Annotated in this window: 8 protein-coding genes and 2 pseudogenes; 8 read left to right on the top strand and 2 right to left on the bottom strand. The window is 55.3% G+C overall.

Translation table 11 applies throughout. From position 1 onward, the window contains the following. Positions 1 to 24: 24 nt before the first annotated feature. Both OGR47_RS19360 and OGR47_RS19365 read right to left on the bottom strand, forming a co-directional pair. A pseudogene (locus OGR47_RS19360) lies at positions 25 to 270 on the bottom strand (transposase); the annotation flags it as partial. A 97-nt stretch (positions 271 to 367) separates the two neighbouring features. Beyond that, complete coding sequence (locus tag OGR47_RS19365) at positions 368 to 1297, bottom strand: class I SAM-dependent methyltransferase (protein ID WP_165056100.1); 930 nt, start codon at positions 1295 to 1297, stop codon at positions 368 to 370. Positions 1298 to 2082: 785 nt separating this feature from the next. Between OGR47_RS19365 and OGR47_RS19375 the strand changes: the two genes are divergently transcribed. The 8 genes and pseudogenes from OGR47_RS19375 to OGR47_RS19410 form a co-directional block, all read left to right on the top strand. Continuing rightward, the gene (locus tag OGR47_RS19375) at positions 2083 to 7449 is read left to right on the top strand and encodes a glycosyltransferase (protein WP_165056098.1); all 5367 of its coding nucleotides are present in this window, start codon (positions 2083 to 2085) and stop codon (positions 7447 to 7449) included. Positions 7450 to 7707: 258 nt separating this feature from the next. Next, positions 7708 to 8496 (top strand): glucose-1-phosphate cytidylyltransferase, encoded by a 789-nt coding sequence (gene rfbF / locus OGR47_RS19380; protein WP_165056096.1) that lies wholly within the window; start codon positions 7708 to 7710, stop codon positions 8494 to 8496. An 88-nt stretch (positions 8497 to 8584) separates the two neighbouring features. Further along, a complete protein-coding gene (gene rfbG / locus OGR47_RS19385; RefSeq protein ID WP_165056094.1) occupies positions 8585 to 9700 on the top strand; it encodes a CDP-glucose 4,6-dehydratase in 1116 nt (371 codons plus the stop codon). Further along, entirely contained in the window at positions 9697 to 10956 is a 1260-nt protein-coding gene (locus tag OGR47_RS19390) for a class I SAM-dependent methyltransferase (RefSeq protein ID WP_165056093.1), read from the top strand. Before rfbG ends, OGR47_RS19390 begins: the two co-directional genes overlap by 4 nt. A gap of 11 nt (positions 10957 to 10967) precedes the next feature. Then, positions 10968 to 11540: a dTDP-4-dehydrorhamnose 3,5-epimerase gene (rfbC, locus tag OGR47_RS19395; RefSeq protein WP_165056091.1), complete on the top strand. Its 573-nt coding sequence runs from the start codon at positions 10968 to 10970 to the stop codon at positions 11538 to 11540. Then, positions 11537 to 12448: an NAD-dependent epimerase/dehydratase family protein gene (locus OGR47_RS19400; protein WP_165056089.1), complete on the top strand. Its 912-nt coding sequence runs from the start codon at positions 11537 to 11539 to the stop codon at positions 12446 to 12448. Before rfbC ends, OGR47_RS19400 begins: the two co-directional genes overlap by 4 nt. A gap of 669 nt (positions 12449 to 13117) precedes the next feature. Then, the gene (locus OGR47_RS19405) at positions 13118 to 15901 is read left to right on the top strand and encodes a glycosyltransferase family 2 protein (protein ID WP_165056087.1); all 2784 of its coding nucleotides are present in this window, start codon (positions 13118 to 13120) and stop codon (positions 15899 to 15901) included. A gap of 62 nt (positions 15902 to 15963) precedes the next feature. Continuing rightward, positions 15964 to 16086: pseudogene (locus OGR47_RS19410) on the top strand (IS3 family transposase); the annotation flags it as partial. Positions 16087 to 16181 lie beyond the last annotated feature (95 nt).

The raw sequence follows: 16181 nt of genomic DNA on the forward strand, positions 1-16181 counted from the left end.
GGATGAGAGTTCAGGGGCAGGTCAGTATGTCCAAAGATCGAAATAGCCGTAGACCGTGCTTTCCGGCGGCAAATCCTTGGGTATCGCGCGCCACTGGCAGCCGGTCGAGAGCACGTACATCAAGCCGTTCACGACCGCGCGCATCGCGACCGTGCGTTTCCCTCCGCCCCGCTTCGCAGGTGGCATCAGGGGCTCGATGAGCGCCCACTCCGCGTCCGTCACGTCGCTCGGGTAGCGCAATTTGCTACGATCATAGCGCGCGCTTTTCATTCGTCCCCGTCGGCGGTCTCCGCGAGAATCAGACCGCGTCATAGCATCACAAGGGACCAATTCTACTTGTCATCGGACCGACACTTCAAGTCAATAGCTATTCCGCAACTGTTTCTCTGCATTGACTCAGCTCCTTTTGTAGACTTTCGATAGCTTCGCTCGACTCTCGCATAACCCACGCAAGCCTTTCCTCCAGTACGCGAATCTGCTCGGATTGGGCCACTAGCCGCGCTAGCATAACCTGATTAGCTTGCCGGACGGCGGTGTTGCTAAATCGCACAGATTCAGAAACATATCGGGGGTTGTTTTCTATTAGATGCTTGACCAGCGGAACAACCTCACCGGTTGAACCAGCAATAAGTCGGCAAAATGGACGGTCTTTTTCAGTCTTGAACTTTTCAATGACGCAAACGGAGTTATAAAAGCTGACGCTTGCTACACTACGAGAGAGGTGTCGATAGGACCACAAGACCTGAGTAGCGACCTCCGATGGTAAGATATGGTCGCAATTCACCACGTCAACTAGTTGTTTTAGCCACTCAATGGCCGATCCTTCTCGCCGATAACCGCCTTCAAATTCGGGTACATAACTACAGTGGAGGTCTTCGATTATGTAAACTCCACCGGGCTTAAGTCGATCAAATAGAATTGAAAATGTCGAAATGATATCGGAGGAAATATGTGAGCCATCATCGATAATGACATCGAATAACCTATCACCCAATTCTCGCTCTAAAATTTCATATTTAGTCGCATCCGCAACTATAACGTCAATGCGGTCGTCTTGAAAGACAAGCGAACTCACGGCTGGCGATATATCTACCCCGGTTATCGTCGAGCCTGAAGGGAGGTATCGCGCCCATAGTTCCAGGGACCCTCCGTTTTGCACACCTATCTCAAGCAGCGACACCGGATCTCCAGATTCACTAAACCTTTTGAGCTCCCGCTCGTAAATTTGGAAATAGTTTTCCCATTTATCTGCGTATTTTGATTCGCTTCCCAGGAACAAGTCTTCAAGCGATGCCATCGAGTGCGCCATTGTGATCGGGTTGATTACGAGGAGGTTGCGGCAATAGCGCAAGCTACGCTATCTTTAGCTTGCAAGCTTACCCACCCGAGCATGGCTTTGGCAACCTCTAAATGTCCAGTGATAGGGACAAAAATGACAAAGTGGATGCCTCCGCAAGTCTTATCCTACGTATGGAGAATTTTTGTTAGCAGGTTCTTTTCAAATGGGCTCATAGCCAGCTGCAGTGAAGAAGTTGGCGCCTTGCCATGGGGGCAACACCAAAACGCGACTTTGATGCACCGGGCTCTTGTGCAAACAGCGGAAGCGGGGCATATTTGCTGCCGAACGCGCTGAGCTCCTCTCATGCGGTGCGGTTCAAGCCGAGTTTTTTTGAGACCTCGTCGAGATGATCGCCGAGCGCGAAGTTAGTTTAGAGCATACGCCGATAATGCGATGGATCCAACACTACGCTCTCGAATTCGAAAAGCGGGACCCTTTCGCCTCCTAAGCCGGATCGTGGTGGCGGGTCGACAAAATCTGCATGAAGATCTTTTTTCCGGCGGGCGTTCAAGGGCAGGGCCAAGGTCCATTCAAAGTCGAAGCCACTTCGCATCAAAGATACCCGCGTGCCCGGAACCTGGTACGCAGCGCTCACCGCAGAACCCCGCTCATGTCCTGTGCCGTTCGTCGTGCCGTCCCGGAAAATTTGCAACCAGAACCACTCTGGTTGATTGACATAAGGTTGACAAAGCGACTCACCACGGTATTGATCGGTCCAAATTTTTGAGGAGCGTCGGAGACGTATGAAAAAGAAACGGGTATCGATTTCCCTCGAAAAGCTCTTTTACTCTGCGGAGCAAAAGAAATTGTTCCGTGCACTTACCGGCTCTCATCATAATCAGCTGTTCGACCCAACGTGGTATCGGGACCGCTATCAAGAGGTTGCTGCGCGGGGAGTGGATCCGTTGCGCCATTATATTCGCCGCGGAGTCTATGAAGGGAGGGCCCCTCACCCTCTTTTCGACCCATTATGGTATACCGTGCAATACGAGGACGTGGCACAGAGTGGGCAGCTGCCGCTGTTGCATTATTTGCAATACGGAGTGCATGAGTGGAGATCTCCTCACCCTTTGTTTGATGCCAAGTGGTACATTAAAAACAATATTGACATAATCGAAAATGGTTTTACACCTCTCGATCATTATCTACGTTACGGCTATAAAGAAGGTAGGCAACCTAACCCGTTTTTCGACCCTGCATTCTACCTTCGCGCCAATCCCGACGTGGAAGCAGCTGGGTTGGAGCCCTTGTCGCACTTCATCTCGTCCGGCGCGCGAGAAGGACGAAACCCTAGCCCGTACTTCGATACCAAGAAATACTCAGAAAGGCATCCTGAGGTCTATGAAAAGGAGATCAATCCTCTTGTTCACTATCTGGCATCGGACAATAAGTTCAATACCCAATATGTAAAGATAGATGCTCATTCGAGGCCGGAAACGGCCGAGAGCGATTACGACCTTTTGAGCCGAAGCGGCCTTTTTAACTCCGATTTCTATTTGGAAGCTTATCCAGACGTCGCTCTGGCGGGTGCCGACCCGTTGGCGCATTATCTCAGTTCTGGTTATACTGAAGGAAGAAATCCAAATCGGCTCTTTTCTTCTGCATGGTACGCGCGTCAGAATGACCTACCGCCGACCAAAAATCCGCTGATCGATTATCTGCTTCGAGGCGCTGCCGAAAGAAGAGATCCGCACCCGAATTTTAGTATTCGTAAGTATTTGAACGCTCATCCTGATGTTGCCGAATCCGGTGTCGAACCGCTTTTTCATTTTTTGAATGGCGGCGTCAAGGAGGCTAGGCAGATTTTTCCGAGCGATTACGGTTTGCCTATTTCAGATGAATATACGGCGTTGAATGAAGTAACCGCGTCGGCGCTGTCCCGCATGAGGGAAGACGGAATTACTCAGTTTAATCCTCAATTCGGGTTTCAGCCGCTCAACATCGAAGTGGATTCAGCGTTGGGAGCGACTCCATCTCTCCTGATAATTTTGCCGGGTCTGAACCGGAGATATGCGACGGGTGGGCCGAATACCGCTTATATTCTCGGATGTTTATTAGCCGCGGAGGGGGTCTCAGTCAAGTTCGTCTCCAATGATGCACCCCCTGATACGGACTTAGGCCCGCTCAAGAAGCACCTGAGTCTCTTGACCGGATTAGACCTAGATGAACTAGGGGTCGAATTCTTGGACGCGCATGCACGTGACAACGCTTTCAAGATCGGCTGCAATGATGTCTTCATGGCGACCGCGTGGTGGACCGCGCAGCCAGCCAAAGCGGCGACCGCGTTTGTGAATTCGAACAGATTTTTATACTTGATACAAGACTATGAGAGCATGTTTTATGGGTTGTCTGTGATGCATGCCGTTGCAAAACAGACATATAGCTATAATTTCCTGCCCATCGTAAATTCATCGTTGCTGCGCGATCACCTGGCCGAGGAAAAAGTAGGTCGCTTTGCTGAGCCAGCATTCGTCTCGAATGCGCTGTGTTTCGAACCGGCGGTAGACACGAATTATTTCTACCCGGACAGAGACCTGTCTCAAACACATCGTCGCCTTCTCTTCTATACACGACCGACGATGGCAGACCGGAATCTTTTTGCGCTCGGCGTCGCGTCGCTGCGCGCCGCCGTTACCGCCGGTTTGTTCGGGGAGCAGGGATGGGAGTTCATCGGGATGGGGGAACATTTCGAACCCATCGCGCTCGGAAAAGGCTTCGTTCTCAAGCCCGCGCCCTGGCTCGATTTCTCTGGATATGGGGCGCTGCTGCGGAGCGCGGACGTGCTGCTGTCTTTGATGTTGTCGCCGCACCCGAGTTATCCGCCTCTAGAAGTCGCGGCATGTGGTGGCATCGTAGTGACAACAGAGTTCGGAGCCAAAACCGCCGAACGAATGGCGAAGATTTCACCGAATATCATTGCCGTTCCGGCTACGTTGGAGGATTTGGTTCCGGCGCTTGTAAGGGCCGTCGGCCTACGCGAGCGTCAAAAAGGCTCGCCGAATGAAATTACGCCTCTGCCGCGGACTTGGGTCGAAAGTCTCTCTGCTATCCTTCCTCGTTTGCTCCAAGAGCTCGCGAAAGAGGGAATTTCGGGACGAAATACTTCGATCGGGAAGACACGGACGCAGGCGGTACGGATGTTGTTGGAAGAAAAAAGTAATCGTTCCATATCTACAGCTACATCCATCTCTCGGCATGTCACTGAAAGACGGCGACGTTTTCGGAACGCGGGGGATGGGCCAAGTTTGACAATCGTCTCCGCTCTAGAGCAAGTTGATGGTCTGTTTGAGTTGGCCTCGGCTATTCTGGGTCAAGAATCCGAGATCTCGGAATGGATCATTATCGACCGAACTGCGCAAGTGCAGGAACTCACATCCGTAATCAACGTAGTCGATGCGTCAAAGATTAAAATAATTCGGGCTCATGATTCGAACTCTATTCACGCATTGGCAAGCGTGGCGATTGGCGACTACTTGGTGTTGATCAACGCGGACGGTATCCCGACCATTGACGCGTTTAAAACGATAAGGGCGTTTTTACAGCAGTCAGGCGAGCCGCCGGCGATCGTGGCGGACGATTATGACGCTCGCAAGAATCCTTCTTTGACACCGATGATGCGTACGGGGTGGGACGAGCCGCTTTCTGCCTTTCAATCGGTCTCGCCAGGCCTCATCGCTTTCAAGCGTGACTGCGTGCCGAAGCGGCGCGATGAAGGGGCTCACGACGAAGCCTCACCAGCCGATATACTTTCTTTCGCTCGCTCGGCGGCACATCTTCCTGAAGTCCTCTGGCTCAGAACGAGAGGGGAGAACACCCGCGCCAACGCTTCAAAGGTTGACGGGCAAATTACGCAGAGCCGGTCGTTTCCGGTCATTTCGCTGAAAGAAGAAATTATATTGAAATTGCTGAAAGGAGAGCTCGCGAAACATTCGAAGGCTGAGATCGTGCATCTGCGGTCAGAACTGGCACTAGGGGAGACCGGTGACGCGACCCAGGAAGTTCATAAGATTTTCGAGCTTTTTCCGGATGCTCTAATAGTCGGAGGGCCAATCGAAGGGCCAAACGGAGCAATGTTGGAAGGCCCCATTGTTTTTGGTTATGGAGAGCTGATTGGATACCCCGAAGTGGAGCCAGACGTGCCCACGGCGCAATTCGATCCAATAACCATTGTACATGTCGTCAATGCTGTATCGGCCCGCTGCTGTTGGGTGAACAGAGCCCTTCTCGAACGAGAACTCGACGAAATGCCAGAGAAATTCTCGGCAGCTCTAATTGGCCCTTGGCTCGGCGCCGCCGCGACTAGATCGGGAGGAAAAGTCATATATGCCCCTCGAAGCGGAGCGAGAATGCGGGCCGAAACGAACTCGTCGCGAACGCGAAGCATAGCGGCACAGCTCGCAGAAAGGTTCTTCCTCCGGGAAAAAATCCAGCAAAAAGGCTACGCAGCCCAACTCGATGCGTCTGGGCAAAGACCATATAGCTTGCGGTTGGAGCCGATCAAGCCGCTTGCCGCTCTCCCCTACAGGGACATTCTCGAGCAGCGGGAAAGAGATTCTCGCGCGAGCTTTAAGGAGATCGGCGCGGCGCGTTCTAAAGTTGGCGTGTTATCGACGGTCTACATCAAAACCGACCCTCAGTTATTTCGCGCGACCGTCGCGTCCGTGACGTCTCAGATCTTAAACGCCGCAGAATGGATAATTCTGGCAAATGGACCCGTTTCTCCCGAAGTTGACGGGATCCTCCGCGAGATAGCCACAGACAGGCAGCTGTCGGACACGAGGACGTCTCAACAGAACGGCCTCGAGATCGTCGTTTTGTCTACTCCTGTAAATCTCGGCATCCATGGAGGGTTGAGGGTCTGTCTGGAAAATGCCACGAGCGAGTACGTGACAGCCCTGGATGCGGACGACTTGCTCACTCAAGACGCCATTGCACTGATTGAGAAAGAACTCGAAAAAAGCCCCGACGAGATTTTCTATACGGACGAGGATTTATACGTCGACGGTCGACCCGTCCATCCATTCTATCGAAGCGATTACGACCCGGTCCAACTCCGCGCGCACTCGTCGATCTGGCATTCGATCGTTTTCAAACGAGAAACAGGTCTGCGTTTAGGAGTGTATAGTTCCCACGCGGTGGAATATGCTTTGGATTGGGACACGCTGCTTCGGTTTGAGATAAACGGTTTCGCGCCTCGACACATCCCCCGAGTCATTTATCATTGGCGACAGCATAAAAGCTCGCTCTCCAATAGTGGATCTGTCTTCGAAGGCAGTCTGAAGTCAGTTCGGTCATCATTGGAATATATCCGTTCGAAGATGCCTGATCCGGAACTGTATCAGGTGTCGCCTTATCCATGTAATATGGGAATGCCTGATTTTTTCCTCGAGCGCCGCAAGACAAAGGCACCGATGCTCTCTTGGGTCGTCATGGGTTCGGAAGGAGAGCTGGTCGACGTTCCGTTTGGCTCGGTGCGGCGTCTGGAACTCTCCCGAGGAACTTTGGCCGTCGAGCGATTGGGAAGCGCGCTCAGGGCTATGTCTGACGAATTCGTGTGTTTGCTGGGGCCCGGCGTCCGCCTTTGGGACCTGGAGACAATATGGCAAGCCGTTCGCCATTTCGAAATGGTGCCTGCCGTGGCGGGCGTCAGCGGCCCCGTCACTCGGGAAACCGGGGAAATCGTCCTTGGCGCGGCCGTGCAAACGGGTGTTCGCGAGTATGCTGACCCCTACGCGGGCCGATCGATGCTCGACCGGGGCGCGGAAATGATGTCATTCATGAAGCCCTGTTGCGTCAGCGCCGTCTACTCGGATTTGCTCGTCGCAAGGCGAGAAGCGTTGGTGAATGCCATTTGCGAAGCGCCTAATAACTTGGCGATGCGGAGTCTCGGGCTATGGTTTGGAATATGGGCCGCCAGAAACGGGACATACCTCGTTTACGAACCTCTTTTGCGGGGAAGAGCGCAAGATGATGCGAGACTCATTTCAGATCCTGCCGAAGTTTTCGCATTCTCACTGGACGTCTGCCGGCAGGGCGCTTCTATCGACGGGCGAGGTGCCATTCGCGGACATGCAGCGATCGTCGCAGCTAGGCACGTTCACCCAAAATGAAGACGCGACAACGCCACGCGGGAGCGGCAACGGCTCGGGCCACCATCTCGGGCCAAGGAATTCGCGGCCTCGCGCCGACCGCGAAGAGAAGCGTGTGCCCCACGGGGCCACGCAGGATTCGGAACAGATTCTGTGATAGCCTGTATTGGCGCGCCGCCTCGGGATTGCTTTTTAGGGCGACGTTCCTTATTAGGAGGGGCCCTCTCGATTGGGCCCTCTTGTGCCGCGAGCTTTAATTGAAATTAGGCAGCACTAATCATGAAACATAATATAACAAAGGCTGTCATTCTTGCCGGCGGCCTAGGAACGCGCCTCGCGGAAGAGACTAGCGTGCGGCCTAAGCCTATGGTTGAGATCGGTGGCCGCCCGATTATTTGGCATATTATGAAAATATACTCGAACCACGGGATTAACGAATTTATTATCTGCCTTGGCTATAAGGGATATGTGATTAAAGAGTATTTTCAAAACTATTTTCTCCATACCTCCGACGTTACGATCGATCTTACTAGAAACGGAACAATAGTCCACGCTCAACGGACGGAGCCCTGGAAAATCACGCTCGTCGACACCGGCGACGCCACCATGACCGGCGGTCGCCTGAAGCGGATCCGCGATTACGTGGGCGACGCGTGTTTCTGCATGACCTATGGCGACGGTGTCAGTGACATCGACATCGCCGCCGAGATCGACTTCCATCTTAAGCATGGTCGGGACGCCACAATGACCGTGGTGCGGCCCGCCGGGCGCTTTGGTGCGGCGGAAATCGCCGACGGCGGCGCGGTGAAGGGTTTTCAGGAAAAACCCGAAGGCGAATCCGGCTGGATCAACGCCGGCTTTTTCATTCTGTCGCCGCGAGTTTTCGATCTGATTGACGGCGACGCAACGATCTGGGAGCGCGCTCCGATGGAACGGCTGGTCGCAGATGATCAATTGATGGCGTTTCGGCACCCCGGCTTCTGGCACGCCATGGACACGCTGCGCGACAAGCAGCAGCTTGAGGAAATGTGGGTCGCGGGGAAAGCGCCCTGGCGCAGCTGGGTCTAACGCGCTCATCGCTCGAACAGTCGCGTTCGAATGACGAGGCCTATCGCTGACCTTTCGCCAGCGCGGTCCATCGCTTATGGAGCTATTAATGCCGGTCCCTGAATCGTTCTCCGTTTACGCCGGCACCCGCGTGCTCGTCACCGGACATTCCGGGTTCAAAGGCGGCTGGCTCGCGGCATGGCTAGCGAAGCTTGGTGCCAAGGTGACCGGCGTCAGCCTGCCCCCGGATCAGGGGCCCAACAATCTCTTCGAGCGTGCGAAAATTGGCCAGCGCTGCAGTGACAACCGCTGGATCGACATACGCGACGAAAGCGCGATCGACCGCCTCATTCAGGAGATCCGCCCGAAGATCGTCTTTCATTTGGCGGCGCAGCCCCTCGTCCATCGCAGCTACCGCGAGCCTTTGCTGACTTTCGCAACCAATATTCTGGGGGCGGCCAACGTTCTCGAAGCCGCACGGCGCTGTGATGAGGTGGAGGCGGTGGTTTTCGTCACCAGCGACAAGGTCTACGATAATAAGGAATGGACGTGGGCCTATCGCGAGAACGATCGTCTCGGCGGCCTCGATCCCTATAGCGCGAGCAAGGGCGCGGCGGAGATCGTCGCACGCTCCTTCATGGAGGTGCTGCGCGGGCCGGGCGGCGGCTACCGCCTGGCGACGGCGCGCGGCGGCAATGTCGTCGGCGGCGGCGACTGGTCCGAAAACCGCATCGTTCCGGATATTGTCCGCGCCCTGCGCGCCGGCGAGCCGCTCGTGCTACGCCATCCAGAGGCGACCCGCCCCTGGCAGCATGTGCTCGAACTTTGTGCAGGCTATTTGACCCTCGGCGCGCATCTACTGGTCGGAAACGCCGCGCGCGGCCTGCCGCCGGCTCATTTCAAGGGCTCTTTCAACTTCGGGCCCGACCGGACCAATGAAATGCCTGTGCGCCGCCTCGTCGACGCGGCGCTTTCGGTCTGGGGAAGGCCGGATCACCCGGTTCAACTCGGCGAGTCGAAACTGCATGAATCAACCTATCTGCGGGTAGATTCCTCGAAATCCCAGGCCGAATTGGAGTGGAGGCCGGCGCTCGGCTTCGACGACACAATGACCTGGACCATGAAGTGGTATCGGCGCTATGTGGAAAATCCTTCCTGCGCGTCGGGCCTCGTCGACGAACAAATCGACGCCTATGCAGATCTTTATGGAAGGAAGCACATTTGACCTCCAATACGCATCGTCACACGGCGACTAAGAAATGCCGTCATTGCGGCGCGGCTTTGACGACCATTTTCGCCGATCTCGGGGCGACACCCGTTTCGAACGATTATCTGAGGGAGGCGGACCGCGATGGCCCTGAAAGCTATTATCCGCTTCGCGCATTCGTCTGCGATTCCTGCCGCCTCGTGCAGCTTGAGGATTTTCGGCGCGCCAATGAGCTGTTCCGCGAGGATTACGCTTATTTTTCCTCCGTTTCGACCAGCTGGTTGGCGCACGCCAGCCGCTACGCTGACGCAATGTCGGAGCGCTTCGGCCTTTCCAGCGCCAGCACGGTCGTCGAAGTCGCGAGCAATGACGGATACCTGCTGCAATATTTCCACGCGAAGAAGATCAATGTCCTCGGCATCGAGCCCTGCCGCTCCGTCGCGGAATTCGCCATCCGCGATAAATCGATCCCGACCCGCATCGAGTTTTTCGGCGAAAAGACCGGCAAACGCCTCGCCGCTGAAGGCTTTGCCGCGGATCTGACGGCCGCCAATAATGTCTTGGCGCATGTGCCCGACATTAATGACTTCGTTTCCGGCTTTCGGGAAATTTTGAAACCCGAGGGCGTTTCCACCTTCGAGTTTCCGCATCTACTTAATCTCATCGAGCTCAATCAGTTCGACACGATCTACCACGAGCATTTCTCGTACCTCTCTCTGCTCGCGGCGGATAGGTTCTTTGCTGCGAACGGCCTGCGCGTTTTCGACGTCGAGGCAATCCCGACCCACGGCGGCTCGCTGCGCCTGTTCGTCTGCCGGAAGGACGCATCGTGGAAGCGGACGGAGCGCGTTGAAGAACTTCTGCACCTTGAGCGCACGGCGGGCCTTGACGGCGACGCCGCTTATCTCGCCTTCGCCGAGAAAGTGCGCGAGACGAAGCGCGCGTTGCTGGAGCTCCTGATCGGCCTGAAGCGCCAGGGCAAGACCATCGCCGCCTATGGCGCGCCGGCGAAGGGCAATACCCTGCTCAATTATTGCGGGGTTGGGTCGGATTTCCTCGAGTTCACCGTCGACCGCTCGCCGCAAAAGCAGGGCATGTATCTTCCCGGCACGCGCTTGCCGATCAAGGCGCCGGAGGCCATCGACGCTCTCAAGCCCGATTACATTCTGATCTTGCCTTGGAACATTAAGGACGAGATCGTGAAGCAGATGGCGCATGCGCGCGAATGGGGCTGCAAGTTCATCGTCCCCATTCCGCGCGCGCAAATCTTCTGAAGGTTTGCCTCATGGAGTTCATCGACAGCGCTTTGCCCGGCTGCCGCCTGATCCGGATGACGCCGGCGGGCGACGCGCGCGGCTATTTCGTGCGCACCTTTTGCGCCAGGGAATTTTCCGAGCAAGGGCTAAATCCCGAGCTCGCCCAGGCGAGCTATTCCTTCAACGCCCGGCGCGGCACCGTGCGTGGCCTGCATTTTCAGGCGGCACCGCAGATGGAGGACAAGCTCGTGCGCTGCGTGCGCGGCGCGATTTTTGACGTCATGGTCGATATTCGACCCGGCTCTTCCACTTTCGGGCGCTGGGTTGGTTATGAGCTTACTGAGTACAATCATATGCAGCTTCATTCCGTACGCGGCTTCGCGCATGGATTTCAGACGCTCACGGATGATTGCGTGGTCGCCTATCACATTGCGCAATTCTACGATCCGCAAAAGGCCGCAGGCGTGCGCTGGGACGATCCCGACATTGGCATCGACTGGCCCTTGCCGCCGACCGATCAATCGCCGCGCGATCTGCAGCTGCCGAGACTGGCCGACGTCGACCGCGGCGCGCTGTCGCCTTTCGCCCCCGCCGCGTCATGACGGCGCGACTGCTCGTCACCGGTGGCGGCGGCTTCATCGGACGCCATTGTCTCGCCCCCGCACTCGCTGCCGGCTTTGAGGTTTGGGCGACAACGTCAACGCACAGCGCTCCCGCGTCGCGACCCGAAGCCGCAAATTTGCATTGGCGCTCCCTCGATCTGCTGTGTCCTGGCGCCCTTGAGGCTTTGATTTGCGAGATTAAGCCGACCCATGTGCTACACATGGCCTGGGAGACCACCCATGGAAGCTATTGGACGAGCCCCGCCAATCTCGATTGGCTCGCCCTCGGCACGCGGCTCTTTAAAAGCTTTGCAGAAGAGGGTGGAAAACGGCTCGTCTGCGCCGGCACTTGCGCCGAATATGACTGGAGCTCGGGCTATATGGTCGAGGGGGTGACGCCGGAGCGTCCCGCAACCTTTTACGGCCGCATCAAGCTGGCACATCATCAGGCGATGACCGCGACCGCGGATCTCCTCGGTTTCAGCGCCGCGACGGGACGAATTTTTTTCGCCTATGGCCCTTATGAGAACCCGAGCCGAATAATTCCTTACGCCTGCGCCCAGCTCGCGCGGGGCGAGCCGGCGGAGTTCGGGACCGGCCGATTCTACCGCGACTTCATGCATGTCGAAGACGTCGCCGCGGGCTTTGTCGCGCTGCTAAAAAGCGACGTTATGGGTGCCTGCAACATCGGGTCGGCGACGCCGGAAACCCTCGCCAACATTGTGACGACAATCGGCACCATCGCAGGACTTCCGGAGTTCATCCGACTCGGCGCGCGACCGGACCGCCCCGGTGATCCGCCAATGCTGGTCGGCGACAACGCAAAGCTTCGTTCAACGGGTTGGGCCCCGCGATGGAACCTGGGCGATGGACTGGCGCAGTCGTTTGAATGGTTCCGATCGCAATAGGAATTTTACTGTTTGCTTCGCCTCAATGTGTATGGGATTTCTCATTCGGGAGCGTCTTTCGAAGCGTAAATACCACCCCCTTGCCAGCAGCCTTGATCTCTGGTCCATAAGGGAGATGTATCGTCGCTCTGATTTGGAGCGGCTTTCGAAAGAGGAGCTGGACAGAACGACGAATGGCAGAGGGCGTGCGGAGGTCGCGCAGTGAGTCCCGCGTTCCAGGTTTCGGGCACCACCTTAACCGGGTCTGATAGGTTTCGGTTTCAAATTGAAATCGAAACCGAGAGCGGCGCGCGCGATCGCTCAGAGCGTCTTGTTAAACGCGCCGCATCGAGGATTCTTGCACCCGTCTGGCCCCCGATGACCGTGATTGACGGCTTCGTTGAGGCATCGCTATGAAAAAATTGCATCGCTACGTAGCGACCCGCGCGTGGGTGCGGGAGGTGTATGCAGGTGCGTTAAAAATGCGGGGTCGAGATCAGGAAGCTCCAAACCTTTATCGCGATTTCCAATGCGATAGGATCGCCGGTCCCTGTTCGGTCGTGTCGATAAGAGGTTTCATGGCCGCACGGACGCATTAATGTCTCTCTAAATCAGGCGGCCCGTGAAAAAAAATGGAGCTGTGCGCGAGAATCTGAGTCAGCAGCGATTTCGCGAAGCGAGGATGCAAGATTGGAATTGATTTTCCAGGTTAAAATCAATCGGTTCGATCAAGAGTTCTACGGTGCCTACTACGAGGACCTTAGTGGTTTTTCGTCTGGTCAGTTGCGGGAGCATTACCGTAGACATGGGGCCGCCGAAGGGCGCTTCAAGAATTTCGACGAAGCGCTGCAAGCCCTCGAGCGCCAGCATGGGCCTCTTCCAAAAGATTTCTCGGCGGCAGAATATCGGCGCCTCAACCCGGAATTGCCTCACATAGAATGGTGGCTGAAGCTCCATTACCTGCGACTCGGCCGTGGCGAGGGACGGCGATATCGATCCACAGATAAGAACACCTCAATCGAAGATCTTTTTAGCTCTTTCGCCAAGGTCACGAAAACAGTAAATATTCGCGAGTCAGGCGGAGTTTTGCAATTTACCACCGATGACCCCCAGATACATTTCCAGTTCCTCCCCGAGGTAGCCAGGAACTTCGTCATTTTAGATCTTTCGATCAAAATCTGCCCGATCGATTCCGAGCCAGGCGACCCCCGGGTTTATTTCGACTATGGAGATGGGTTTACGGAGCAAAATTCAGTCAACCTCGCTCAGGCTCGGAAAGATGTCTGGTTGGTGCACATTCCGCTCCCCGCACTCGCGGTCGGCCTTAGGCTTGATCCCGCATCGGCGCGCCGATCGATTCGGCTTGTCGAAGCGTCGATATCGTCGACGCCCATACAAAAGGCGCTTATATCCTTATATCAGACCGGCGACTCTTATCTCTCAAAGGAAGTTCAGCGAATTGTAGAGCAGGTTGGCTTCAGGTTGCATTCTGAGCGAGTCGCCCAGCGAGAACGTGCAAATTCGCATTCGCCTGACTTGCAGCGCCGCGCCTATGCTATGGCTGCGGAGAGGGCAATGCACGCGTTGAACAGGAACCTCACCGCGAGGCAAATGCAGTATCGACGGTGGATCGAGCAATATGACACGCTTTCAGAGAAAGACTTTGCCGACATGCGGGAGCAGGCTGATAGCTTTCCGATCAAGCCCCTCTTTTCGATCATTTTGCCAACCTATAACTCGAATATTAAGTTGCTGGAGGAGGCGATTAACAGTCTGCTAACGCAGACCTACCAAAACTTCGAAGTTTGCATCGCTGATGATTGCTCGACCAAGGATGAGGTTCGCGACTTCATTACAAAGACCGGGGATAAGCACGAGCGAATTCGCTATGTTTTTCGCGACGAGAACGGCCACATCTCCGAATGCTCGAACTCAGCAATCCGAATTGCCCGCGGTGACTATCTAGTTCTCGTTGATCACGACGACGTGATCCCCGCTCATGCGCTGTGGATGGTTGCTTACTACATAAATCTTTATCCAAATGCTAAAATTCTATACTCAGACGAGGACAAGCTTGAGGAAGATGGCAGCAGGTGCGATCCCTACTTCAAGGGCAATTTCGACTACTTCCTCATGTACGTTCACAACCTGGTTAACCATCTTGGCGTTTACGCAGCACATTTGGTGCGTCAGGTCGGGGGTTTTCGGAAGGGTTACGAAGGAAGCCAGGATTATGACCTCGTCCTACGCTGTGCGGAAGCATGCGAACCCGAGGACATCATTCATATTCCCTATGTGCTGTATCACTGGCGCAAAGCCCTCGGCTCCACTGCCACCTCGGCGGATCATAAGGAATATGCAATCCTCACTGCGCGTAAGGCGGTTAACGATCACTTCGCGCGGAAGGGTCTCCCTTACTTGTCTGTTGAGGGGAAGTTTCCATGGCATTCATCAATCCAAATCTCGCCCAATCTGTCGGAGCGATCGCGAAAGGTCGCCGTCATTATACCCGCTCGAGATTGCGTTAGTAATCTAGTAGCTTGCTTAAAATCAGTTGATCTAGCGAGATCCAAGCCTCACGAAATTCTTATCGTCAACAACTCCCGGGAACCAGGGGATCTCAGCTTTCTTCGGAGTTATGTCTCGCGTAACAACCGTGCCAGACTCATTGATTGCCCGGGCGAGTTTAATTTCTCAGCTATCAACAATTGTGCGGCGGAAATGGTCGAGAGCGACATTATTTGCTTCTTAAACAACGACACAGAGGTTCTTGCGGAGGATTGGCTAGAACGGGCAACAGCACATTTCGAAATTCCTGACGTCGGCGCGGTCGGGGCAAAGCTTCTGTACCCCGACCAGACAATCCAGCATTTCGGATTTTATCTCGGGAGCGACCTGCCCGAGATCGCCTGGCATCCACATAGGGGGCTAGCCGGAGACTCGCCCGGACTTTTCGGAAAGGCGTCGCTCATTCAACAGTTTTCAGCCACAACTGCAGCATGTCTTTTCGTACGTCGAAATGTGCTCGAAGAGATCGGCGGCTTCGATGAAACACTTAGGGAGTCATACAACGACGTTGATCTATGTATAAGGATCAGAGAGGCAGGTTATCGAATTATCGTGGACCCCGCGGTGCTGCTCCTTCGCAAAGAAGCGGTGATGTGTGGGCACGACGTTTCTCCCGAGAAAGCGGAGCGGCTTGAGCGCGAGGCGGCCATGATGAGAGAGAAATGGGGTGCGCAGCTCGACTGCGATCCATTTTACAACCCAAATCTCTCGCTGAGCGCCGATTTCACGCCAGCGTTCCCGCCAAGAATTACCTATCCGTGGAAGCTTCCCTCAAAATGGGGCAGGGAAAGGCAAGAATCGGGTTTGAAAAGTTTGAGATCATTCCTTAACGTGGATCGCTTGGCGAAAATCTTGAACCGCCTTTCTTTTTCGGTAACTGCTTCCCGCTGGTTACGCTGGAAATAGCGGCACCTCGTCGCCGCAAGATGGTCGTCCACCGGCAGGAGCGCTTCAAGCCGAAGCAGCCGAACGAAGTCTGGAGCCTGGACTTCATCCACGATCAGCTCAGCAATGGCGACAAGTTCCGGGCGCTGACGGTGGTCGACGTGTTCAGCCGCGAGGCTTTGGCGATCGAAGTCGGGCAGCGCCTTCGCGGTATCCCTCCGGCGGCGGCCGCCTGGCGTTGATTGCGGTTTTTGAGATAGCTGCCTGACGGGTGGCGCGATGATCGTGTCCACTTCTATTA

This window comes from Methylocystis sp. MJC1 (genome assembly GCF_026427715.1).
Taxonomy (GTDB): Bacteria; Pseudomonadota; Alphaproteobacteria; order Rhizobiales; family Beijerinckiaceae; genus Methylocystis.